Consider the following 22,296-nt stretch of genomic DNA (forward strand, 5'->3'; position numbering starts at 1 on the left):
GTGCGTTTACGGGAGGGAGTTGGTAGGGGGTTTAGTCCGTGGGGGAGTGTGGTGGATGCTGTAGGAGGGAGACTGCGTTTTGATGCTCTCGCCCTCCCCCCCCCCTCCCCCGGGCCCCGGCCGATCAGGTGTCGGGGCTCAACTCAGCCAGGATCAGCTCGGGTTGGTGTAGACGTCGCACGCCGAGGAGGTCAGACGGACCGGACCGGCCTTGCGGACCTGGATCTTCTTCATGGGAATCTCCTTCACATCAGTGGGTGATGCGGACGTGTCCATCCTGGCGAGGGCCGCCATCGTTTCCCCAAATCTCCGCCAAACGCTTCACGGGGCGCGCACGAGGCGGTCGAGGTCGCGCAGCGCACCGGGGAGATCCCCCGGGCCGCCGGGGGTCCCCTATCTGCTCGACGCCACCCAGTCGGTCGGGCTGGGGCTGGGCGCCGCCGTACAACAAGCCCTCGACCTGGGCCCCGCGGAGACCGGGCGTCCGCGCTCGAGCGCGGCTGCGCGGCGCGCTGGACTCCGTACCGGGCGTCACGACGTACGACCAGGGCCGGGAGCGGTGCGCGATCGTGACCTGCACCGTCGCCGGAATGCCGACCTCCGCGGTCGCGGCCGCCCTGGCCGGGCACGGCATCAGCGTCAGCACGACCGACGCGCTCCAGGACCAGTTCGACACCGAGGTGTGTGGCGTCCACCCCCTGGTCCGGTTGTCGCCGCACTACTACAACACAGAGGCCGAGGTCGAACGCGCCCCCGCGGTCCTGACGGGGCTGGCCGCGGGCGGGCTCCCCTGCGGCGGCCTGCGCGGATGGTCTCGGCGGTGGCGGCAACAGCCTCTTCGTCCAGGCGGGACATCTCCCGCAGCAGCAGGTGCGCATCGGGCCGGGACTTCCTCGCCTCGCTCACCAGCGAGGCGATCACCTTCACCGAGTTGTGCGACCGCCCGTGGGTCTCCACGAATTTCTCGCCGACCGCCAAGATCTCGTCGGTGTTCCGCAGCACCCAGTCCAGGCGGGCGAAGGCAGCAGAACGGGTGAGGTGATTCACCGACCAGGTCTTGCCGTTCTCGGAGCACGGCTCACCCTGTCTGGCCGGGCAGGTGAAGCACGGCACTGCGCGCGTCAGCTCGTTCCAGCTCTCGGCGTCCAGCCCCTTGGGGTAGCGCTCTTGGCGGCGAGCCACGCCCCAGATCCTCTCGCCGTCCGGGCGGTTGGTTTTGTTCAGGAGGTGCGCCCCGGCGAGGGTGTACCGGTAGAGCGCATCGCGTTCCAGTGCCTTGAGGTCGGCGCTGGGAATCGTGGGCTCGAACGCCGGTGCTAGGCCCGGGTCCTTGCGCAGAGGGGCCATGAACAGGTTGCGGTTCACGACGAAACGGTCACCCACCGGGGACCGGGCTATCGCGTGTCCGTTCAGGCGTTGCGGGGGTAGCTGTCGACTCTCGCCACGGACGGCCAGCTGCTCGGTCTGCCGGGCTATTCGCGGTGGGCGGGATGCCCGTCGGTGAGGAGACTGCCGTACGCGAGGGCCAGAACGGGGAAGCCGAGGTCGTGCAGCGCAAGGCGGGCCGTCTCGGCGGTGGAGGGCTGGTAACCGGTGGCCTTCTTCAGGAGGGCGACAACGTAGTGCAGGCCCCCGCCGACGAGCGCGAACCAAGCCTGATTCTTGCTGAACGTGCAGCTGTGCGCGGGCACCAGTTCAGCTGCGGCCTGCTGGACCTGGGCGAGGGTGACTTCGCGGCGGGTGCCGTCGGAGAGGAACGTGGCGGTGGTGGGCATGGGCTGGTCCTTCGGGTCGGTGTCGCGCCCGAGGATCGTACGCGCCCCCTGCCTGGACGGGCCTGGGGGCGCTGGATCAGGCAGGTTATGTGCAGCCCAGACCAGCCCACCGGGTAACCGGTCCCCTCCACTCTGGAGTGAGTTGGCGTATCAGGCCATGCGCGCGGCCGCCGTCACAATGGTCCTGCGGACCACGTGATGAAAGCGTTGGGGCACAAAGGGCGTGCCCACACCCACGGCACCCTGCAGAGCCGAGCCGTCCCGTTGCGTCGTGCCACGAAAACGACTCTCGTGCTGCTTCCGGTAGGTGGTGTGGTCCGGGAATGGTCCGGGTCTTGGTCGTACGTGAGCTGGTTGGCGCAGCTGTCTTGCCGGAGTCACGTTGAGCTGCGCCTCGGCTTGGACGCGAGCGAACCAAGGGGGTCGGCGTACAGATCGAGTGGGCGCGGACCCGGCGGCTCGCCGCCTGACCCCCGGGGCCGCGAGTCATCGCTCCGGTCCGGTCCCCGCCGTCCGGTCGTCGAGGCCGAGGTCGCGCAGTGCGGCGAGTACCAGCTCCTCCGGAAGCTTGAAGCGGCGGGCCAGCTTCCGGCTGCCGAGACGTTCCACGGCCTGCCAGTCCTTCATCTTCTGCAGGGCTGCGATCTCGTTCACGGCCCTGGACACCCGGTTCACGGCCGTCCCCGGGGCCTGCACCACCTCGGGGCTCGGCGCGCGGTACGGGTCCGCTTCGGGCGCCGGTTCTTCCAGTGCCGAGCCGCTCACCGCCTCCGCCGCCCGACCGCCCCGTTCGTCGAGCTCGTACGCGCCCGGCCCCCACGTCTCCCACGGAATCGCTTGCTCGGCGTAGCGGCCCGTCAACAGGTCCTGGGTCGCGGCCCACTGGAGCCACGCCCGGGAGGGACGCAGGGCCGCCGCCACCCGCTCCGCCGGGCTGCCCGCGGGCAGCACCCGGCCGTCCTCGGCATCGGCGGGCAGCAGGCAGTGCCGGTACGCGGAACGGAGCATGGGCGGCCACGGCACCGTCATCGGTGTCAGCCGGGCCGCGGCGGCCAGGACGTCCGGATGCGCCGGCCGCAGCCGGTCCAGCAGCCCGCGGACCACCCTCGTGTAGGCCTTCGACGGCTTCCACCGGTCCCGCTCCCGGTGCAGGGCGAGGATCGCCAGCATGGGATTGGCATCCTTCTCGTTGGCGAGCTCATCGATCGCCTCCGGGGCGGGCATCACTCCGTCCCGCAGCCCTGCCAGCGCGGCCTCGACCTCCACTGCCGTGGGATCCCAGGGCTCCCAGACCTCGCCCAGGGGAACCATGTGGACCGAAGCGCCTCTCGGGTCCGGACCGCTGAGGGTGTTGGGGAGGAACACGAGGGTCTGCCAGCCGGCGCACAGCCAGACCGTCTGGTCTGTCCACTCCGTCCAGCTTCCCTCCACGACGGATCCCGGGTAGGTCTCCGTACGGTCTTCCGCGGCGCCCGGCACCGACCCCGGATACGCGGTGCGGCCGGTGCGCAGGAGATAGGGCCCCGGAGTCAGACGACCGCACCGCCCGATCGCGGTCCCGTGGGTGGGATCGGGTATCCACTCCGAGCTCCACTCGGACACCGGGCGCAGCCGCGAGTCGAGTAGGACGGCCAAGTCCCCGTCCAGTGGAGCTTGGGGGGAGTCGCGCAGGGTGCGCAGGATCAGTACCGCGCCCGATTCGGGGCCCGCACCGGCCGCGAGCACGGAGCTGAGGCGGCGTGTCAGTTCACCGTGGGTCTCGTTGACGGTCCGGGTGCCGTTCGCCGGGGCGCCGACGGCGAACTCCACCGTCAGGTCACGGTGTTCCTCCGCGCCGGGCGCCAGCATGATCAGCTGCGTGTTCTCGGCACTGCCCACCCTGCCCTGGATCCGGTAGACGCCGGGCTCCAGGGACATCCTCAGCTCGCCCTCCTTGGAGGCGATCGGCCGGAGCGCGCCGTCGAACACGCTGAGCAGTGTGTTCGGGACCTGACTGGACAGCGTGAGCGTGGCCGGTTCAGAGCTGAATGACACAGCTGCCTCCAATGGATGCCATGAACATGCCGCCACCGGCGAAGCGCGCCCCGTCGAACGTGCTGCGGAGCACGACGGCGTACGCTCCCGGCGCGAGGGGGAGGGCCCACGGGCCGGCCGTCGGATCGTAGGAGGCGACCCGCACGGTGCCCTGGAGGAGATCCACCGGCTCTGTCCAGCCGGCGGGGAAGCCAATGGTCACCATGCACTTCTCCTGGTCCCCGGCACTGCTGAAGACGATGGGATGCCCGGCATCCGAATACATCTCCGAGTGCTGCGGCACCGGCCTTTCCCGGGTGGCCTCCAGCACCGCAGTCGCGACGTATTCGGCGAGAGTGACGGAGGTGACGGCGTTGAAGGCGGGGTTCCTGTTCGCGCGGCGCAGGCCTTCCACGAGGGCCCGGGTGGAATAGCCCCGCCGCTCGTCGGGCGGGATGGCCAGCTCCCGCTCCTCGTACGCCGGATCGTTCGGTCCGGCCGCGTACCCCACCAGGGTGCGCACCCGTTCCCCCGGTTTGCACAGGTCGAACCCCACCGTGGACGGCTCCACCTGGCGGAAGTACGTACGGCAGCAGTCGGCGAAGACGACCACCTCGTGGAAGACCGCGCAGCTGCGGCCTTCCCCCGCATGGAGTCGAGGGTACGTCTCCGTCGAGCCGTCTGGCACGGGAAGCCGTCGCGCGGACCGGTTCCTTGACGGCGGCGCCCTTGGAGGTCAGCGCTTCGACCGTCCGTCCGAACTGCGCCGGCGTGGGGATGGACTTGTTGCCGGGTGACTCCGTGATCGTTATCAGGGGCCCTCTCCGGCGGTGGCCGCCTGACGGTGTGCTGCGCGGGTACCCATCAACGGGCCTATAACGCGTGCGAGTTCGCCCCGACGCCTCGCCCCATCCCAGCCCCGTACCGTAGCCCGAACCGCCGCACCGCGTGGGGCCGCGGCCGGTGCGGGCGATCTCACAGGCCGGCTAGCAGGCGGCCTGTATAGCCCACCATGACGGTCCAGAACAGCCCGGTGTAACCGCGTTCACCGATCTTCTTGTTGAACCGTCTTCCCATGAACGTCGCGACCAGCATCAGCGGCACGCACACCAGGGCGATGAGATAGTCCCCGCCGTTGAGCAACGCCGCGTCCGTCCAGACCGCCGTCTTGGTCACGTCCCCTACGAGTGAGGCCATGGACAGCGCACCCACGAGGTGAAGGCGGTCCAAGTCCAAGCCACGGACCGCCAGCCCCTTGAGGGGTCCGGACGTGCCACTGAAACCGGATGTCGCGCCTGACGCGAACGCCAGCAACGGGGATCCGAGCCGTCTGAAGCGGGTGAGGTCCAGGGACTCCACCAGGAACGCGACCACGAAGCTCAGGATGACCGCGATCGTCACCGCTCGTTCGGGTGCCGAGACGAGCAACTTCGCCCCCAGAAACGTTCCGGCGCCGACGAGCACGATCACGGGGACCGCTTTGCGGTACGGCAGGGTCTCCCGGTAGGCGAAGACCTTGACCACGTTGTTGGCGGCGAGAAGCAGCGCCGCCATTGCCACCCCGGACTTCGTGCCGAGCACGAGGGCCAGTGTCGGCACGAGGATCAGACTGCCCCCGAACCCGGCCGAGGCGGAGAGCGTGAACGCGGCGGCGACCGCCACGAATACGACCGGAAGCAGGTATGGCTCCATCGGTGCTCCTCAATCGGTCGGTCCCCAAGACAGAGCGGTGTGTTCCCCCTCTCCACGATGGAACGCTCTGCGCTGATTCGCCACAGGGGCGGGAGCCGGGGTGACAGGCTGCCCTGCGCAGGTGATTTCCGTTCGACTGCGGCCTGTTCACCCTGAAACCGCCGGGGCGGGAATCCACATGCGGGGAGAGCTACTCCAATCGGGCCGAGGGAATCGTTTCGCTTTCTCCCGTATGAGTGACCCGGCATTTCGAATGTGCCCAGCCCGCCGATCTGTGGCGATGCTGTCACGCAAGCAATTTTTCCACACCGAGGGAATCCATCGCATTGCCGCTACCATCCCCACGACTGAAGGTTTCAGATGGGTGCTGACCTGAGGCGTGTTGTGGCCGTAGGAGACTGCGCGCTCTTTCGGCTCGGCATCGTTCAACTGATCAATACCGAACCGGACCTCCTCCTGGTCGCGGCCATATCGTCCATCAAGGAATTCGACGACAGGCAGCCCGACGCCGGCATGGTGGTGCTCAACCTCCGGCTGACCACTTCCGAGCTCGCCCGTACCGTCGCCCGGCTCTGCGAGCACGGCTATGCGGTCATCGTCGTCTCGGCCTCCACGCGCATCGACCTCGTTCCGGTGATCCGAGCGGGCGCCCGTGGCTGTCTGGACAGCCAGGCCGAGCAGTCCGAGTTGGTGTCCGCCATCCGGGCCGTGGCTTCGGGTGAAACCTACGTACCAGCCCCGCTCGCCGTACACCTGCTGGTGGCGCCGCTCCACCTCACCGACCGGGAGCGGGAGATCCTGGGGCGGGTGGCCAGCGGCGACACTGACCGGGAGATCGCCGTCCTGCTCGGAATCAGCGAACATACGGTGCATTCGCATCTGGACCGGCTCCGCGACAAGATCGGCGGCCGGCGGAGAGCCGATCTCACTCGCTTCGCCATCGAGTACAGCCTCGTCCCACCCCCGCCCGGGCAGGGGTAGATCTACCCACCAGGCACTGGGTGATTAGGTCCTTGGCAGAACAAAGATCCTCACGAACACTGAACTCAGACGGCCGAGAGGCAACAACGCGCTGAGCGACGGCTGTCCCGTTCGGGATTTCACTACCCTGACCCCGTTGCGCCCCGCGCCCTTCGCCCCGCTGGTTCAAGGGGTGTTTCCCCGGGGTCATTCTTCTCCTTCGTCCGCACCGCAGCGGGGAGGCCGAGTTGATACGCAAACCGGTTGGCGCTTCAGACGACGCGGAAGACGACCGCGCGGCACGCCGAAGGGAGGAGTTTCTGCGGGCCAGGCGGCAAAGGGATGAGGACACCGGCGAAGAGGACGGTGAGGCCACGCCGGAGGAGGCCGACAACTGCGCGGCCGAATCAGACCCGGCCTCTCCTTCGGAGCCTCCCGATGACCATCGGGCCAAGCCGTAGTGCGCGACCTTGACGGCACGAGGAGATCAGCCATGCATGGGAAGCCCCAGGACACAACACTCCAAGCGTCCGAACACCAAGACTTCCCCGGCGGGAAGGCATTGGCGCGGCTGATGCTAGAACTGGCCCGCATCGGCCGGCCGGAAGAAGCCGTGGAGGCCGCCACCCTCGCGCTCCCGGACATGGACCGGACCGCGGCGCAAGCCCTGCTCGCCAGCGTGGCCGGCCCGCAAGGCGGTTCCGGATCCTCCTCCGGTCAAAACGACGGTGACGGTGACGGTGACGGCGGCAACGAGCAGTACGGTGCACCCCCGCCGAACGGCGGCGGAGGACCACCTCCTCCCGGGGAGGGGCTGGAACAACTCGCCGCGAACTACATGGCCGTGGCGGAGACGTTGTCCCTGACCCCGCCGAGCCCCACCGGTCCCGCCTGGCGCTCTCTCGGGCCGTGGACGATACCGAACGGGCAGACCTACGGCGCCAGCCGGATCAACGCCTCGGGCCGCGTCTCGTCCGTGGCCGTCGACCCCGCAAACGCCAACCACCTGCTGGCCGGAGGGGCCCACGGCGGAATCTGGGAAAGCCGCAACCGCGGGCTGTCCTGGGCTCCGCGCACCGACCACGCGGCGACCCTCACCACGGGAGCCATCGCCTTCCATCCGACCACGCCGGCGACCGTCCTCGCGGGGACGGGCGAAGGAGACTGGTGGGCCAATTTTGGTACAGGAGTGCTTCGGTCCACCAACGGCGGACTCACCTGGGCACCCCTGTGCACCGATCCGTTCGTCGGCCAGGGGTTCTACGACCTGGAATTCGACCGGGTTACCCCCACACGGGTCTACGCCGCGACGACGAACGGCCTCTACGTCTCCACGGACTCCGGTGCGACGTGGATACAGCGCCGCACCGCGAGGACCTGGACGATCTCGGTGGCCCCTTCCGGGGCCGAGGTACTCGCCGCATGTCAGGACGGCTTGTTCAGGTCCGCTGACAACGGCGTCACCTGGACCGCCGTGACCATGCCGAGCGCACCGGCGAGCTTCAGCAGGCTCGCCGCAGCCCTCTCCCCGTCCGACCCCACCGTCGCCTACGCGTGGGGCGCTTCCGGATCCACGGCGTACCTGGCGCGACGTGCTGGGGGCACCTGGACCTCGATCGGTGCTCCTACCGGGGTGAACGTCGGACAGGCCTGGTACGACTGGTTCCTGGCCGTCGCCCCGGACAACGCGGGCCAGATCTACTGCGGCGCCATCAGCGCCCACCGCGGCGAACTCTCCGGGACCACCTGGACCTGGACGGACATAGCGAGCAAGCCCTCCCCGGGCCAGTCCATACACCCCGACCAGCACGCCATCGCCTTCGAACCGGGCCAGCCCCAGGTGGTCTACATCGGCAACGACGGCGGGCTGTACCGCAGCCCGGACCGGGGCGTCACCTGGCAGCACCTCAACAACGGTCTGGAAATAACCGAGTTCGAGTACCTCGCACAGGATCTGGGCTCGTCGCGCTGGCTCCTCGGAGGCACGCAGGACAACGGCACCGAGCGCTGGACCGGTTCGCCGACCTGGCTGCACTCACAGGACGGTGACGGCGGCGACTGCGCGGTCAACCGCACCGACCCGCGCACCGTGTTCCACACCTTCTACGGCATGGGCCTAGAGCGTTCCACCTCGCGTGGAGACTGGCTCAGCTGGGCCTGGCTTCCGCCGACGATCCCTTCCGGGGAAGTGGCACTCTTCTATCCACCGGTCGAGGCCAGCGCCACCAATGGCAACACGGTTGCCCAAGGCGGCGGAGCCCTCTACGTGTCCCGCGACAACTGCACCAACTGGACACGGCTGGCATACCCCACGGCAGCCACAGCCAGCGCCATGTACATCCCGACGGCAGACCAGGTCTACGTCGGCACCATCGACGGCCGTCTGTTCGTCACGCGATGGAACGGGACCGCATGGGGCACGCTCACCGCGCTCACGACACCCCGCGCCAACGCCTGGGTCAGCGACATCCACGTCGATCCGACCGATCAAAGCCGCATGTGGGTGACCCACTCGACCCGCAACGGCGGCCGGGCCTGGCGATCGACCGACGGGGGCACGACCTGGGTGGACCGCACGGCCGCGCTCCCCAATCTGCCGCTGAACGCCGTCGAGGTACACCCGGGCAACCGAGACCGCGTCTGGGTCGCCGCCGATCTCGGCGTCTACCAGACCCTGGACGGTGGTGCCTCCTGGCAGAGCTTCTCCAGCGGCTTGCCCAACGCGTTCGTCGGAGACCTGCTGTACCACCGGCACGCCAGAGTGCTTCGGGCCGGGCTGCGCAACCGGGGTGTCTGGGAGATTCCGGTGGACGGCTGGATGACTCAGCCCGTATGCGGCGTCCAGTGGACGGGTACCGTCGCGGCGAACTCGACCCGGCGCTTCTTCACCTGGGGCTGGCCCGCCACCTGGCACGTCCTGTGGACGGTCATGCCCACCACGCTCCGTCCAGGTGCCGAGGAGATGAGGTGGCAAGTACAGGTGGAGCGAGGGGACGCCGAGTACCTCACGTACTGGGTCTCCGTCACCAACCTCACAACGATCCCGGTCGCCTTCGAGGGCCGGTTCGCCATCCTCAGCCGCTACTGAACCCGGAGAAGCGCGATGTGGACCAACGTTCATTACACCGGATCGCTCGGGGCCAACGCCAGCGTACGTCTGTTCACCTACGGATGGCCGGCCTCCTGGCACGTCGTCTGGTACCTGGTCCCGACCAACCCGCAGGCCGGTGCGCCCCAGGTGGACTGGGACGTGGCCGTCGAGCGCTACGAGGCCGGCTATGTGACGTACTGGATCACCGTGAAGAACCTCACGGCGGCCACCATGACCTACGAGGCCAGATACGCCGTTCTGAACTGAACCCCACACCCGCAACGGAAGGGCCGAGCCATGCGCATCACCATCGAGATCGACGGCGCCGCAGAGCAGCCGTCGTCCCAGGACTGTCCCCCTCCAGTGCCGAGGCCGGAGCCCGTATCCGGAGTCGACATGGGTCCTGCTCCGAACTCCGGCGCCCCTGGCGGACCCCCGCCGGCATCCTCCGACCAGTCCTATGCATCCGACCCGTCGGGAACCGCCACCGATCTGTCGGCCGGCGCGGCCCCCTCGATGTGACCATTGCGTCGGTATGAGGGGACCGGAACCGGCATCTGAGCCAAACGGGTGGTCGCACCTCGGGCCTTGCCTGTCGCACCACCTCCGGCAGGGTCGGTGACTACGCTGCGAACCGTGGTCCCAATCCTCAGGAACGGGGAGATGTTCCCCGCAGGTGTTCTTCACGGCTCCACGGCACGTGACGTCGCGCGGCTGACGGACCCCGGACTGAGCGCGGTCATCGTCGCCAGGGATGAACACCCCCACTGGCTCGACGAGTTGGCCAATCTGGTGGTCACGCAGCAGCTGGTCATCCCCCGTACGACACTGAACGCGGTCTCCCTCGACGTATTCGCCCGCTGGTCCCGCACCGCCCTGGCCGATACCGCCGGGGCGGTCGCGCGCCCGCTCCTGGACGACATGACGGGGATGGTGGAACAGGTCATGGCCGCGGCGGACGTGGCGCGCGTGATGGTGCGGGTGTTCACCGAGCCCCCCACCCGCCGCTGTGGGTTCCACGTCGACACAGTGCCGCCGCAGGCGCCGACGATCGGTGCCGTACGGGTCTACAACGGTCCGACGACCGAGTACGTGGCCGGCGACGACGTGCTGAGCATGGCGGACTTCTACACCTACCTGTCCCGCAGGGAGCGGCTGTCGCGGCGGGCGGGCCCAGGGGCCTGCGGCGACGCACCCGTCGATTCGCTGCTCGACCAGTTGGTTGCCATGGACGAATCACCCTCGTTCCTGCGGCCCCACGCCCCCGTTCACCGGGTGCCGCGCGACGCGACCGTCTACTTCAGACACATCGACGTACGGCGCCACTGGTCGCCGCATCCCGTGACCGACGTATGGATTCACCGGTCGCCGATGCACGGCAGTCCCAGGCTGGTTCTCAACGTGTCCCCGGCAGAGCGTGTTTCCGCGCGCCCCGGTCGGGGGTCACCAGCACGTGGGTGAGGTCGGGCAGCGACGGGTCCAGGGAACGCAGCAATCGGAGCACCCGCGCGCCCGCGCGGGCCGGCCCGTGATGCGCCATGAACCAGGCCCTCGGCCGGCCTGCGGAACCGATCACCTGGAGGACGGCCGGCACCACGTCGTGCGCGCCGTCGAAGAAGGCCCCGGTGAAGGGGTTGACGTACTGCCAGCCGCCGAGGATCGCCCGATTGACGACGACGGGCACATCGAGGCAGAGCGCTTCGGCGAGCACCCTTGGCGACGCGTCGAGGACGGCCGGTACGAAGAGGCAGCGCGCGGCGGCGATCGCGGCCAGCAGCAGCGGCCACTCCAGCGGCCCTGTCAGTCTTACTCCGGGGGGCGCTTCCGCGTCGGGCGGGGCGTCGACGACCAGGATCCGCAAGTTGGTCTCCTCGGCCAGCCGGCGCAGGCAGCGTGCGGCGAGGGGCCAGTTCTTCGCCCGCTGCCGCCAGGGCTCCCCGCCGGATACGTGCACCACGTCCGCGACGAGCTCCGGCGGCAGGGCCCGTGCCACGACGTGCGGGTCGACGCGGCGCGGGTCGGTGAAGTCGGACTCGCTCACCCGGGCCCGCGGTCCGTTCGGGGGCAGGAAGCTGTCCGGGTCCCGGAAGCAGTGCAGCCACGCCTCGCAGAGCAGCCCGTAGTCGCGTTCGTCACGGAATTCCGGCCCCGGGAAACCCAGGTAGCTGGTGGCACCGGCGAAGCGGCAGCCCTCGTCGACCAGTTGGGTCAGTCGCACGTGCTGTGCGTGCGTGACGACGGGCGCTCGGACCACCACCCACGGCAGCGCATCGCCGCCGGGCCCGGTCACCCGCAGAAAAGGTGCGCCCGCGGCGAGGTCCACCCGTCTTCCTCCACACCCGGATCGGCACAGCGACATGACAGGAGAGGCCATGACCCAGCCCATCAGACGCGACTTCTTCACGGATCGCAACGGCGGCACGCGGATCGAGATCTTCGACGAGCTCAGTGACACCGCGAAGGCCGCCCTGTACGCGTTCTTCCGGCGGACGGGCGCACCGCATCTGATGGACGAGGTGGTGCTGCCCCTGTTCTGTGACGGCGATTCGCAGATCTTCGCCGCCGTCCGCGACCGGCCGTGGCCGCCGTGGGGCCTGGGCGCACGCAACATCGTCGCCGTCCTGCAGACGCACTTGGTCTCCGACGGCTGCTGGGGCCTGAGCCCGGTGCACGTCGCCGATGAGGACCTGACGAATGTGGGACTGTGTGCCGCGCTGTACAAGGAGGCGCTGGAGACGCTGGCCGTAGACCCCGGCGCCGAGGTGCACTACCTCATCGGCGAGGACTCGAGGCTGGCCGACCTGGCCATGCGCCGCGTCGGCTTCGAGCGTACGGAGGACGTCTTCCTCACCGAGGCGGCGCGCTATCTGACCTACCGTGCACCGGCCAACGAGCTGCTGGTGAGCCTCGGTCTGGCCGGGACCGACACGATCGATGTGATCGCGGGCGCGATCGACGACGACGTGTACGAGCGCAACGCGGCCTTTCACGGCACGGTCTATCTGGGGTCGCGTGCGGAATGGGTGGTGGACCGGGTCTCCGTCGCGTCCGAGATCGCCCGCCTGGTGCGGGGCGGCCACTACAACAAGCCGGCATCGGTGCCCACGGGTACGGGCCGGTTCGAGAGGGACGCGATCGCGGAAGTCGCGCAGGGCGTACGGGAATTCCTCACCGAAGCGGAGCAGGACGAGCTTCTGGCGTACGTCCTCGGCAGGGAATCGGAGTTCTCGCCGGCCACGGTCCAGCCGCGCGGGACGGGGCCGGCGGTGGTGGACGAACGGATCCGGAGCAGCCTGGTCCTCGACGGCATCGGTCGCTTCGAAGCGTTGTTCACGGAGCGCATCAAGGAGCAGTTGGAGACGGTGCGGGCCCGGCTGGGCCACCCGGCGTTCCCGCTGGGCCGCATCGAACTGCAGGTGACGGCCAACGGCGACCGGGACTACTTCGGCATGCACCGTGACAGCGACGGCGGGGACACCCGCGAGCTCACCTTCGTCTACTTCTTCTCCTCCGAGCCGCGCCGGTTCTCCGGCGGAGAGCTGCGGGTCTTCGAGACGATCGTGGAGGGCGGGCAGATCGTCCCCACGGACCGGAGCCAGACGATCGTGCCGCGGCCGAATCTCGCGACGTTCTTCCCGAGCCGGCACGACCACGAGGTATTGCCCATCCGGGTGCCGAGCAAGGCGTTCGCCGACAGCCGGTTCAGCGTGACCGGCTGGATCCACCGGCAGTGAGCGGCCGACAGGACGGACGGGAGAGCGCGGCCTGGGCCGTGGTGGGTCACGTGGCGCTCCCGTCCGGCCTCGCGGGGCGGGCGGCGCGCGCGACCCACCACGGGCCCTTCCCCGAGGTGGCGGACCTGCTTGCCCGCAGCGTGCGCGCCGATGCCCGTGGAGTGCGCGCACGCTACCTCTTCGCCTCGGCCGCGGCGGCTTCGGGCTTCTCCGCGGCGCAGGACGCCGGGCTGACCCGTCTGGGAACACCGGCCACCGGGCCGGTACGCGCCGTCCCGGCGGCCTCGCTCGCGGCGCCCGTGATCATCGTCTCGCCGCCTCGCTCGGGAAGCACCGCGCTGTTCGACGCCCTTGCCCGCAACCCCGCCCTGTGGACGGTCGGCGGGGAGAGCGAAGGGGTGATCGAGGGCGTGCCCGGGCTCCATCCGGCGGCCCGCGGATACGCCTCGCACGCACTGGACGCCGAGGATGCCGAAGTGTGGGGAGGGGCGGTACGGGCGGGGTTCCTCGCCGATCTGTTCCCTGCGCGAGGGCAGCGCCGGCTCGACCGGGACGGCTTCCGGGCCGTGCCTTCCAGGCTGTTGGAGAAGACCCCGGAGAACAGCCTGCGGCTCCCCTTCCTGCTGCGGCTGTTCCCGGACGCCACCGTCATCCACCTGCACCGCGACGCCCGCGACACCGTGGCCAGCATGGTGCGGGCATGGACCCACCCGGGCTTCGTCAACATCCCCGACCTGCCCGGCTGGCCCCGGCGGGCCTGGCACCTCCTGCTGCCACCTGGCTGGCGGGGCTGGGCCGGCGACGACCTCTCGCGGATCGCGGCCCGGCAATGGGCCGCCTCCGTGGAAGCGACCCTGGATGCCAGGCCCCTTCGGCCGGCCGTCTCCTGGGTCGATGTCGACTACGCCGAGCTGCGCGGCGCACCGGCCCGGACGATCCGGTGGCTGGAGGCGGTACTGGGCCTGCCCGCCTCCGCGCAGGGCAGGGACCTGCCGCTGTCCGCCACGACGATCAGCCCCCCACGCCCCGGCAAATGGCGCGACACGCCCGGCTTCGACCCGTCGGCGCTCGACGCCGTGCGGGAGACCGTGCGGCGCCTGACGAACGGAGGCACCACGATGCCCAAGTCCACCGCGGCCTCCGGGACGACCCCGGAAACCCGGGTAGCCCGGGAAACCCGAGCAACCCCGGTGACCACCCGTCAACGCCCCTCTTTCGCCTGCTGGCTCGACGAGGTCGACGCCGAGGCGCCAGGTGCCACCGAGGCCACCGGGGCCACGGGCCGTCGCGACACCGCGGTGCTCGATCCGACCGCGGTGCTCCAGGCCGGGGTCACCATCCCCCTCGGACTGGCACGCCGGGCCCGCTTCCGGGACCGGTTCCTGTCCGGCCGCCCCATCCTGTGGACCGACGAACCCGCGACCGGAGCGCTCGCACCGTTCTGGGTCCGCTTCGAGGATTTCTGGGCGGTGCGCGAACTCACCCCCGGGCGCCCCGTGCCGCCCGGGTTCCCCGCGCGGCTGCGGGCCGCACTCGCCGGAGCTGGTGCGCTCGGGTCGGCGCAGGTGCGCGCGCGGCGGGCGGCCCTGGCCGAAGCCGCCCTGGCCGATGCCACCGAGGAGTTCGCGCGCACCGATGTCTGCGGGATGGGCCGCCTGGTGCACCCCGGGCACCGTAAAGCGCTGCTCGACTACTACGAACGGCTCATCTCGACCGGCTCCTGGCCGCTCGGGGACGCTCAGGTAACGGGTCGCTACGGCTGGTACAACGAGTCGCTGTCGCGCTTCTTCCACCACCAGTTCCGCGGTCTGGTGGGCCGCCTCGCCGGACGGCCGGTGCGTCCGTCGTACTCGTACGTCTCCGCGTACCGCGGCGGCGCCGTCCTCGACCGGCATGTCGACCGCGAGCAGTGCGAGTACACCGTCTCCCTGTTGCTCGGGGAATCGGGGCCGGAGATCGCGGGCGGCTGGCCACTGCTCCTCGACACCCCTCAGGGGTCCCTCTCCGTGCTCCAGCGTCCGGGTGAGGCCGTGCTCTTCAGAGGCACTCGCGTACCGCACTGGCGGCCGCCGCTGCCCGACGGGAGCACCCACACCTCCCTGCTGTTCCACTACGTCCCGGCCGAGTTCTCCAGGACCTTGTACTGAAGCGGCTACTGCGGCTCCAGGAAGTCGATATGGCGGGCCTCGGCCTCTTGGACCTGCGGCGCGATACGTTCCCACCGGCCGACCACGCGCCGGCCTGTGGGACGTACGGCGCGCACCCGCGCACGGGTGAAACCGTCGGGCGCCGCTCCCGTCCCGAACATCGCCTCGTTCGCGGCGGCGGTCAGCAGCATGTCCCACACGAGGTGGATCCGGTCCGTGGCCCCGGCGTTCTCGGCCGCGTGCACGCAGCCGTGGTTGACCAGGTAGACAGTGCCGGCTTCCAGGTGGTGGACATCGCCCCCGAGCAGCAGCGTCGCCCCCGGATTGGTGACCAGCGGCAGGTGGAAGCGGGCCCGTACGCCCGGGGTGCCGGTCCGCGACCGCACGACGCTGTGCTCCTCGTGCGGCGCGAGCGAAGCACCCGCGCCGAGCACGTTGATCCGGAAATTGACCAGGTGGGGCAGTGCCCCGACCAGTGCGGCCAACACGGGGTAGTGCGTGCCGTGGTGGAAGCGCTTACCGAAACAGGAGAGGTCGTGGTCCCGGGAGAAGTCGTCACACCGCCCCGACGCGTTGAGCAGACTGAACTGCTCCACGAGGCCGCGAGGACCGGCCCACGCCGTCACGTGGCCCTGAGCACTCGCCAGCGAGGGACTGTGCCGGGTGCGCAACCGCTCCACCTCCGCCGAGAGTGCCTTCCTCGTCGGGGCATCCGCGGAGAACAGCCGCAGACAGCGGATGCCGGGGCGGTGGTAGTTCGCGTCGCGGATGCCGTGGAGGAGGAACCGCGGATCCTGATCGTGATTCTGTTCCTGATCGGTCAACGGAAGGGACACCTCTCCAGGAGCAGGTCGAGGTCGGGAAGGTCTGCCGGGAGCGTCGCGAAATCGCCGAGCGCGACCGCGTCCAGGCCCGCTCCGGCGCGACCGACGGACATCGGGGGCGGCACCGGCACCCCGACAGAGAGGAAGTAGTCGTGGAACTTGCTGCCGTCGCCGCTGGGCAGATCCCGGTACCTGATCCAGACGGCGGGAATCCCGTAGGCGTGGCTGAGCACGATGCCGTGCAGGCTCGACGAGGCGACCAGCGAGGCGCCCATCAGCTGCTCGACGAAGTCTTCGACGCTCTGCTGCACGTCGATGGTCTGCCAGCCCTCCGGAACGCCGCGCCGGGCCTGGGCCTTGTCGGCGAAGTGCGGGACGACCGAGAGCCGTCCACCCGTAGTGCAGGGACGACGGGGCAGGTATCTCGGTACCAGCAGAGCGGGGTCACCGTAGACCGGGTGGCAGGGCGCGCCCGATCGCAGGGCCGCCTCCCGGGTGAGCGGACCCCGGACGGCGAGCAGTTCGGCCCGCGGGTCGATGTACTCACCGGCCTCCATCACGCCGGCTCCCCACACCACGGAACCCGGCCCCGCGAGAGCGACCACGCTGCCCGTGACGAAGTGCTTGCGGCCCGGGGCATGCGGAGCGACCCACCGGGCCGGGGCTCCGGAGATCTGGCGGATCAGCCAGGGAGTGAGCCGGTCACCGACGTTGCCCTGGCTGGGCGCCCGGCACCAGAAGGCGGGTACGGACTCGACCACGTCACCCACTGTAGCGAGCGGACCGCTCTTTTCATTCGCACCTACCACCGGGATGTCGCCTGGTTGGGCTATGCGCTGGCGGCCATCGAGAAGTGGTGCCACGGGTTCGCCGAAGTGGTCGTGGTCACTCCGCGCACCGGATCGGCCGCCGTACGCCGGGCGGTCGGCGGTGACGTCCGACTGGAGGTCTGCCCCAACTACCGGGACGATTACCTGGGGCAGCAGGTGAGCAAGCTGTACGCGGACGAGTTCACCGACGCCGACCTCATCTGCCACGTCGACTCGGACGTCATCTTCACCCGCCCCGTCTCGCCCGCCGATCTGCTGGACGACGGCCGCCCCTGGATCGTCCGCCGGGAGATCTCCCAGCTCGGCCGACACCGGCCCTGGCTCGCCTCGACGGAGGAGTTCCTGGGCCGGCCGGTCGCGTACGACTTCATGCAGCAGCCGCCCTTCACCTACCCACGCCGGCTGTACCCGGAGGTGCGCGCCCTGTCTCTGGAGCAGCACGGAATCCCGCTGGACCGCTACGTGGCGGGGCAGCCGCCTCGGGGCTTCTCCGAGTTCAACGTCCTCGGATCCCACGCCTACTCCACTCACCGCACCTCTTTCGCCTGGTACGACGCGGACACGGCAGTGGTTCCGCGGTTGTGCGGGTGGTACTGGAGCAGAGGCGGCATCGACGCCGGACTTCGGCGGGAGCTGAATCGGATCGTTACCGGTTCGACCGGCCCGGTACGGTCTGAGTAAGGGTGCGCATGTGCCGTCGAGTAGCCGAGCGGCTGTTGTTCCGCGACCTCGAGTGGCCGAGCTGGGCTCCTTGGTGACGGACCGCCTGATCCTGACGGCCGCAACGCGCTCGAACCCGTCTGGTGGCGCGGCGCCCGGCTGGACGTGCCGCGCCGCCCGCGCCAACGTGCTCGGATCGGCGGCGATGCCCAGGGCGTAGATGTCGCCGAGGACGTCCAGCAGCCGCATGTTGTGGAACTCCACCAGACGCGTGCTGCCATCCCTGTACCGGATCGGGAACGCGCCGGCCCAGCTCGCCCCGGTGCTCAACACCTCGGCGAACAGCCTGACCACGAGGTCCTGGTGCTCCTCGCGGACCAGCAGGTGCGGGGCGTACTGGCCCAGAGCCTCCTCGGCCGCACCCGCATACCTCATCGGCCTGCGGGCTCCAGAACACGATCCGCCCACGGACATCCAGCACGACCGCGGCCACACTGATCAGATCGAGCAGCCCACCCGGCGGCGGCGACGTCCCCGCCCCTCGGGCCCTCTCCGGCCCCGCGAGCGACTCGCGTGCACCCATGATCGGCTGGTGTTCGGCGCAGTCCACGCGTAGTTCGGGGTCGCCGATGGGGGCGTCGAGCAGGACGCACATGACCGCGTTTGTCGCCGGGAACGGGCTGCTCTTCGACGAGGCCCTTGCGGCGCAGGGCTGCCAGGGCCTCGCTGACGGTGGCGGCAGAGAGGTCGAACTCGGCTGGCAGCGTGCCGACTCTGCGTCGCTCGGGAGGATCAACCCACAGGCGCAGGAGGAGTTGGACCTGGATGGGGCTGAGCCCGTGGGCGGTGGCCTGGGTCCAGATCAGCGTGCGCAGTGCGTGGCCCGCGCGCTCGAGTGCCGAGGCGAGGCGCCGGTCCAGGTCGGACGGGTCTCCCGGGTTCCCGGGCAGCTCCTGCGCCGCCAGGTCGGGCGGCAGCTGTGGCACCGTCGGCGGATCGGTGTCGGTCGCGTCGGCCCCCAAGGCCGCGGCCGCCCTGCTCTTCGCCCGGTCCGTGCTGCGCACCAGGGGCTTCGTCGCCGACGCTGACCATGAGCGTGAACCGATTGACGACATGGCCCCTGCCCGAGGACTACGACGGGGCGAGGGCGCCGGTCCGCGGCAGGGAGGCAGAACGAGCCCCACACCCGGCGACTGGTCGGTCCCCCGCAACCACGCAGCCCTCGCCGACCGGCTGAAGGACGGACCGCTGCGTCCGCTGGCTCTCAATTCCCGGCTATGGGCGGCGAAGACGTCCACTGTCTGCTGGTATGCGCGGTCGACCGGCGATCGCGCTGGTCCGTGAATGGTCCGGATCTTCTCTACGAAGTGGGATTTCAGAGGCAAGCGAACCCTGGAATCACGCGACTTCGGCAGCTGTCCCGAGACCAGGGCACGGCGTCTGACCGGTCGTTTGTGCAGGTCAGACACCGTGCTCAACTTCTAGAAGAAGCCGATCTTCTTGGGGGAATAGCTCACTAAAAGGTTCTTCGTCTGCTGGTAGTGCTCCAGCATCATCTTGTGGGTCTCGCGGCCGATGCCCGACTGCTTGTAGCCGCCGAAAGCCGCGTGGGCGGGGTAGGCGTGGTAGCAGTTCGTCCAGACGCGGCCCGCCTGGATCGCGCGGCCCGCGCGGTAGGCCGTGTTGATGTCGCGGGTCCAGACGCCGGCGCCCAGGCCGTACGCCGTGTCGTTCGCGATGCGCACGGCGTCGTCGAAGTCCTGGAACGAGGTCACCGACACCACCGGGCCGAAGATCTCCTCCTGGAAGATCCGCATGCGGTTGTCGCCCTCGAAGATGGTCGGCTGGACGTAGAAGCCGCCCGCGAGTTCGCCGCCGTGCTCCACGCGCTGCCCGCCGGTCAGGATCTTCGCGCCCTCCTGCTGTCCGATCTCCACGTACGACAGCACCTTCTTCAACTGCTCCGCCGAGGCCTGCGCGCCGATCATGGTGTCCGTGTCCAACGGGTGCCCCGGCACGATCAGTTCGGTGCGGGCCACGGCCGCGTCGAGGAAGTCGCCGTAGCGGCCGCGCTCGATCAGGGCGCGGGAGGGGCTGGTGCACACCTCGCCCTGGTTGAGGGCGAACATCGTGAAGCCTTCGAGGGCCTTGTCCCGCAGGTCGTCGTCGGCGGTCCAGATGTCGTCGAAGAAGAGGTTGGGGCTCTTGCCGCCCAACTCCAGTGTGACCGGCTTGAGATGCTCCGCCGCGTACTGCATGATCAGTCGCCCGGTGGAGGTCTCGCCGGTGAAGGCCACCTTCGCCACGCGCGGGCTGGACGCGAGTGGCTTGCCCGCCTCCTCGCCGAAGCCGTTCACGATGTTCACCACGCCCGGCGGCAGCAGGTCGCCGATCAGGCTCATCAGGTAGTGCACCGACACCGGTGTCTGCTCGGCCGGCTTCAGCACCACCGTGTTGCCCGCGGCCAGGGCCGGGGCCAGTTTCCACACGGCCATCAGGATGGGGAAGTTCCACGGGATGATCTGGGCGACCACGCCCAGCGGCTCGTGGAAGTGATAGGCGACCGTGTCCTCGTCGATCTGGCTGAGGGCCCCCTCCTGTGCGCGCAACGCGCCCGCGAAGTAGCGGAACTGGTCGACGGCGAGCGGCATGTCGGCGGCCAGGGTCTCGCGGATCGGCTTGCCGTTCTCCCAGGTCTCGGCGACCGCGAGCGCCTCCAGGTTCTGCTCCATCCGGTCCGCGATGCGCAGCAGGATCGTGGAACGCTCGGTGATCGATGTGCGTCCCCACGCGGGCGCCGCGGCGTGCGCCGCGTCCAGTGCGCGCTCGACGTCCTCCGCCGTACCGCGCGCGACCTCGGTGAAGGTCTCGCCGGTCACGGGGGAGGGGTTGGCGAAGTACCTTCCGAGGGCGGGCTCGACGTGTTCGCCCCCGATGAAGTGGCCGTAGCGGGACGCGTACGACATGAGCGCGCCTTCGGTACCGGGCGCAGCGTAACGGGCCATGGATGGTCCTCCCCTTGCCGGGCACCGGCCGCCGTCGGCCGGTGCTCGCCGTGAGGCTAGGGGCGGGCAGGTTGCCGGTACGTTGCACGGCCGCGCGGCGAACGGGCTGCGGGAGGTGGTGCGGTGGTCCTCCCTGGTGTGGCGGTGCTCGCCGGTGTGGCCGTGGCCTGCGGCGTGCTGCTACCCCGCCTGGCGCCCGGCACGTCCTGTGGAGGCAGGCCGAGTTCCGCGTCGAGGGCCCGTACGCGGTCCAGCGCGGCCGTCCGGCCGGCTGCCGGGAGTACGGCCGCCAGGGCCCGCCAGACTTCGGCGTCCTCCGCGCCCCACGGGCTGCACACCCAGTCGGTCAGCAGCCCCGGGTCGGCCCGTGCGATCACGGCGGCCCGCGCCTGCTCCTCGATGCGGCGCCGGAGCCGGACGACGCCGGGCGCCGTGGAGGCGGGCAGCAGCGGACCCGGGTAGCGGGCCAGCGCCGCCGAGACGGCGCCCGAGGCCAGGTGGCGGGTGACGGCGGTGAAATCGGCCTCCACCGGCGTGGCCGTGCGGTAGGGGCGGGAGAGCGGGGCCAGTGGCCCCAACAGGCCGCGCAGCCGTGACATTTCGGCGCGCAGGGTCACCGGCGACACCGACTCGTCCTCGTACAGGGCGATCGCCAGTTCCTCCCCCGACAGCCCCTCCGGATGGTGCGCGAGCAGTGCCATGATCTCGCTGTGCCGCCGCCCGAGCCGGACCTCACGGCCACCGCCGGTCAGCAGCGCCTCGTCCCGGCCGAGCGCGGTGAGGCAGTCCCCGGGGGCCTGTGGCGCCGGATCCAGCAACGCGAGCCGGGCCTCCGCCGCGTACGCCACCGCCCGCACGAAGGCCAGGGAATGCGGATGGGCCAGCCAGTCGCCCCCGGTGACATCGACGGCGCCGAGCAGCCTTCCGGTGCGCGGATCACGGACCGGAGCCGCCGCACAGGTCCACGGGTGCACCCGGCGGCTGAAGTGCTCGGCGCCGAAGACCTGGACCGGCTCCCCGACCGCCACCGCCGTGCCGGGGGCGTTGGTGCCCATCGCCGTCTCCGCCCAGCGGGCACCGGGCACGAAGCCGAGGCCCTCCGCACGCCGCATCGTGGCGGGTTCGCCCTCCACCCAGAGCAGGCTGCCCCGCGCGTCGCACACCGCCAGCAGATGGGCCCCGTCCGAGGCGAAGGCCCCCACGAGGTCCCGGAACAGCGGGAGCACCCGGGCCAGCGGGTGCTGCTCGCGGTACGACCGCAGTTCCGCCCCGGCCAGCTCCACCCGGGGCACGCACTCCGGGCTGACCCGGGCTCGGGCGCAGCGGCGCCAGGACCTCGCGATGACCGCCCGCACCGGGGCCTCGACCCGCCCGTCCTGGGTGAACGCGGCGTGGGCCCGCCGTAGTTCCCGCGTCCGCTCGGCGGGGTCGGCCCCGCCCGGCAGCGCCACCGAAGGATCGTCCATGTCGCCCTCTCGCGGTGCCTTGGTACCCGGAGCGCCCCATCGTCGTACCGGCCCGCCGCCCCGGCAAGCGGTACGTCGGCCAGTGCGGGCCGCACACAG

The 22,296-nt window shown here is 70.2% G+C and carries 19 protein-coding genes and 1 pseudogene; 8 read left to right on the top strand and 12 right to left on the bottom strand.

Annotated features, from left to right (window positions below):
• Nucleotides 1-153 precede the first annotated feature (153 nt).
• Nucleotides 154-276 (bottom strand): hypothetical protein, encoded by a 123-nt coding sequence (locus ACFWBW_RS17580; protein ID WP_385373481.1) that lies wholly within the window; start codon nucleotides 274-276, stop codon nucleotides 154-156.
• Here ACFWBW_RS17580 and ACFWBW_RS17585 point away from each other — a divergent pair.
• Nucleotides 261-1,037 carry an aminotransferase class V-fold PLP-dependent enzyme gene (locus ACFWBW_RS17585; protein WP_385373466.1) on the top strand — a complete coding sequence of 259 codons (777 nt, stop codon included), beginning with the start codon at nucleotides 261-263 and terminating at the stop codon, nucleotides 1,035-1,037. The genes ACFWBW_RS17580 and ACFWBW_RS17585 overlap by 16 nt on opposite strands.
• A gap of 435 nt (nucleotides 1,038-1,472) precedes the next feature.
• On the opposite strand, the gene ACFWBW_RS17590 is transcribed toward ACFWBW_RS17585, so the two are convergent.
• From ACFWBW_RS17590 to ACFWBW_RS17605, 4 genes are all read right to left on the bottom strand, one after another.
• Nucleotides 1,473-1,775 carry a hypothetical protein gene (locus ACFWBW_RS17590; RefSeq protein ID WP_385373352.1) on the bottom strand — a complete coding sequence of 101 codons (303 nt, stop codon included), beginning with the start codon at nucleotides 1,773-1,775 and terminating at the stop codon, nucleotides 1,473-1,475.
• A gap of 486 nt (nucleotides 1,776-2,261) precedes the next feature.
• Nucleotides 2,262-3,809, bottom strand: a complete 1,548-nt coding sequence (locus ACFWBW_RS17595; RefSeq protein WP_385373354.1) for a hypothetical protein — start codon at nucleotides 3,807-3,809, stop codon at nucleotides 2,262-2,264.
• Nucleotides 3,793-4,476: a hypothetical protein gene (locus ACFWBW_RS17600; RefSeq protein ID WP_385373356.1), complete on the bottom strand. Its 684-nt coding sequence runs from the start codon at nucleotides 4,474-4,476 to the stop codon at nucleotides 3,793-3,795. Before ACFWBW_RS17600 ends, ACFWBW_RS17595 begins: the two co-directional genes overlap by 17 nt.
• Before the next feature lie 287 nt (nucleotides 4,477-4,763).
• The gene (locus ACFWBW_RS17605; RefSeq protein WP_385373358.1) at nucleotides 4,764-5,480 is read right to left on the bottom strand and encodes a TSUP family transporter; all 717 of its coding nucleotides are present in this window, start codon (nucleotides 5,478-5,480) and stop codon (nucleotides 4,764-4,766) included.
• Between the two features lie 360 nt (nucleotides 5,481-5,840).
• On the opposite strand from ACFWBW_RS17605, the gene ACFWBW_RS17610 reads away from it, so the two are divergent.
• The 4 genes from ACFWBW_RS17610 to ACFWBW_RS17625 all read left to right on the top strand — a co-directional run bounded on the left by ACFWBW_RS17610 (nucleotide 5,841) and on the right by ACFWBW_RS17625 (nucleotide 10,992).
• Nucleotides 5,841-6,461 carry a LuxR C-terminal-related transcriptional regulator gene (locus ACFWBW_RS17610; RefSeq protein WP_385373360.1) on the top strand — a complete coding sequence of 207 codons (621 nt, stop codon included), beginning with the start codon at nucleotides 5,841-5,843 and terminating at the stop codon, nucleotides 6,459-6,461.
• A gap of 472 nt (nucleotides 6,462-6,933) precedes the next feature.
• Nucleotides 6,934-9,528, top strand: coding sequence for a WD40/YVTN/BNR-like repeat-containing protein (locus tag ACFWBW_RS17615; protein ID WP_385373362.1), 2,595 nt, complete (start codon nucleotides 6,934-6,936; stop codon nucleotides 9,526-9,528).
• 15 nt (nucleotides 9,529-9,543) lie between these two features.
• Nucleotides 9,544-9,798 (top strand): hypothetical protein, encoded by a 255-nt coding sequence (locus tag ACFWBW_RS17620; protein ID WP_314616007.1) that lies wholly within the window; start codon nucleotides 9,544-9,546, stop codon nucleotides 9,796-9,798.
• 369 nt (nucleotides 9,799-10,167) lie between these two features.
• Nucleotides 10,168-10,992 (top strand): DUF1826 domain-containing protein, encoded by an 825-nt coding sequence (locus ACFWBW_RS17625; protein WP_385373364.1) that lies wholly within the window; start codon nucleotides 10,168-10,170, stop codon nucleotides 10,990-10,992.
• Here ACFWBW_RS17625 and ACFWBW_RS17630 read toward each other — a convergent pair.
• On the bottom strand, nucleotides 10,928-11,854 hold the full coding sequence (locus tag ACFWBW_RS17630) for a hypothetical protein (protein ID WP_385373366.1): 927 nt from the start codon (nucleotides 11,852-11,854) through the stop codon (nucleotides 10,928-10,930). The two genes, ACFWBW_RS17625 and ACFWBW_RS17630, sit on opposite strands and share 65 nt — an antisense overlap.
• A 49-nt stretch (nucleotides 11,855-11,903) precedes the next feature.
• Between ACFWBW_RS17630 and ACFWBW_RS17635 the strand changes: the two genes are divergently transcribed.
• Together ACFWBW_RS17635 and ACFWBW_RS17640 are read left to right on the top strand one after the other, a co-directional pair.
• The gene (locus ACFWBW_RS17635) at nucleotides 11,904-13,265 is read left to right on the top strand and encodes a 2OG-Fe(II) oxygenase (protein WP_385373368.1); all 1,362 of its coding nucleotides are present in this window, start codon (nucleotides 11,904-11,906) and stop codon (nucleotides 13,263-13,265) included.
• A complete protein-coding gene (locus ACFWBW_RS17640; RefSeq protein WP_385373370.1) occupies nucleotides 13,262-15,412 on the top strand; it encodes a sulfotransferase in 2,151 nt (716 codons plus the stop codon). The genes ACFWBW_RS17635 and ACFWBW_RS17640 overlap by 4 nt, the downstream gene beginning before the upstream one ends.
• A gap of 5 nt (nucleotides 15,413-15,417) precedes the next feature.
• Here ACFWBW_RS17640 and ACFWBW_RS17645 read toward each other — a convergent pair whose 3' ends face one another.
• Together ACFWBW_RS17645 and ACFWBW_RS17650 are read right to left on the bottom strand one after the other, a co-directional pair.
• Nucleotides 15,418-16,236: an aspartyl/asparaginyl beta-hydroxylase domain-containing protein gene (locus ACFWBW_RS17645; RefSeq protein ID WP_385373372.1), complete on the bottom strand. Its 819-nt coding sequence runs from the start codon at nucleotides 16,234-16,236 to the stop codon at nucleotides 15,418-15,420.
• Nucleotides 16,233-16,997, bottom strand: coding sequence for a polysaccharide pyruvyl transferase family protein (locus ACFWBW_RS17650; protein ID WP_385373467.1), 765 nt, complete (start codon nucleotides 16,995-16,997; stop codon nucleotides 16,233-16,235). Before ACFWBW_RS17650 ends, ACFWBW_RS17645 begins: the two co-directional genes overlap by 4 nt.
• A 63-nt stretch (nucleotides 16,998-17,060) precedes the next feature.
• Between ACFWBW_RS17650 and ACFWBW_RS17655 the strand changes: the two genes are divergently transcribed.
• Nucleotides 17,061-17,747 (top strand): DUF6492 family protein, encoded by a 687-nt coding sequence (locus tag ACFWBW_RS17655; RefSeq protein ID WP_385373374.1) that lies wholly within the window; start codon nucleotides 17,061-17,063, stop codon nucleotides 17,745-17,747.
• Nucleotides 17,748-17,888: 141 nt separating this feature from the next.
• Here ACFWBW_RS17655 and ACFWBW_RS17660 read toward each other — a convergent pair.
• The 4 genes and pseudogenes from ACFWBW_RS17660 to ACFWBW_RS17675 form a co-directional block, all read right to left on the bottom strand.
• Nucleotides 17,889-18,219: pseudogene (locus ACFWBW_RS17660) on the bottom strand (PAS domain S-box protein); the annotation flags it as partial.
• Nucleotides 18,158-18,841: a MarR family winged helix-turn-helix transcriptional regulator gene (locus tag ACFWBW_RS17665; RefSeq protein ID WP_385373376.1), complete on the bottom strand. Its 684-nt coding sequence runs from the start codon at nucleotides 18,839-18,841 to the stop codon at nucleotides 18,158-18,160. The gene ACFWBW_RS17665 and the pseudogene ACFWBW_RS17660, both read right to left, overlap by 62 nt.
• A gap of 366 nt (nucleotides 18,842-19,207) precedes the next feature.
• Nucleotides 19,208-20,731, bottom strand: a complete 1,524-nt coding sequence (locus tag ACFWBW_RS17670) for an aldehyde dehydrogenase family protein (protein WP_385373377.1) — start codon at nucleotides 20,729-20,731, stop codon at nucleotides 19,208-19,210.
• A 56-nt stretch (nucleotides 20,732-20,787) separates the two neighbouring features.
• Nucleotides 20,788-22,197: a GAF domain-containing protein gene (locus ACFWBW_RS17675; protein ID WP_385373379.1), complete on the bottom strand. Its 1,410-nt coding sequence runs from the start codon at nucleotides 22,195-22,197 to the stop codon at nucleotides 20,788-20,790.
• Nucleotides 22,198-22,296 lie beyond the last annotated feature (99 nt).

The organism is Streptomyces sp. NPDC059957 (genome assembly GCF_042730015.1).
Taxonomy (GTDB): Bacteria; Actinomycetota; Actinomycetes; order Streptomycetales; family Streptomycetaceae; genus Streptomyces.

Coding starts and splice junctions, on each gene's coding strand:
- ACFWBW_RS17585 (WP_385373466.1), top strand. CDS start 261: ATGCGGACGTGTCCATCCTGGCGAGGGCCGCCATCGTTTCCCCAAATC.
- ACFWBW_RS17580 (WP_385373481.1), bottom strand. CDS start 276: ATGGACACGTCCGCATCACCCACTGATGTGAAGGAGATTCCCATGAAG.
- ACFWBW_RS17590 (WP_385373352.1), bottom strand. CDS start 1,775: ATGCCCACCACCGCCACGTTCCTCTCCGACGGCACCCGCCGCGAAGTC.
- ACFWBW_RS17605 (WP_385373358.1), bottom strand. CDS start 5,480: ATGGAGCCATACCTGCTTCCGGTCGTATTCGTGGCGGTCGCCGCCGCG.
- ACFWBW_RS17610 (WP_385373360.1), top strand. CDS start 5,841: ATGGGTGCTGACCTGAGGCGTGTTGTGGCCGTAGGAGACTGCGCGCTC.
- ACFWBW_RS17615 (WP_385373362.1), top strand. CDS start 6,934: ATGCATGGGAAGCCCCAGGACACAACACTCCAAGCGTCCGAACACCAA.
- ACFWBW_RS17620 (WP_314616007.1), top strand. CDS start 9,544: ATGTGGACCAACGTTCATTACACCGGATCGCTCGGGGCCAACGCCAGC.
- ACFWBW_RS17635 (WP_385373368.1), top strand. CDS start 11,904: ATGACCCAGCCCATCAGACGCGACTTCTTCACGGATCGCAACGGCGGC.
- ACFWBW_RS17665 (WP_385373376.1), bottom strand. CDS start 18,841: ATGTCGTCAATCGGTTCACGCTCATGGTCAGCGTCGGCGACGAAGCCC.
- ACFWBW_RS17670 (WP_385373377.1), bottom strand. CDS start 20,731: ATGGCCCGTTACGCTGCGCCCGGTACCGAAGGCGCGCTCATGTCGTAC.
- ACFWBW_RS17675 (WP_385373379.1), bottom strand. CDS start 22,197: ATGGACGATCCTTCGGTGGCGCTGCCGGGCGGGGCCGACCCCGCCGAG.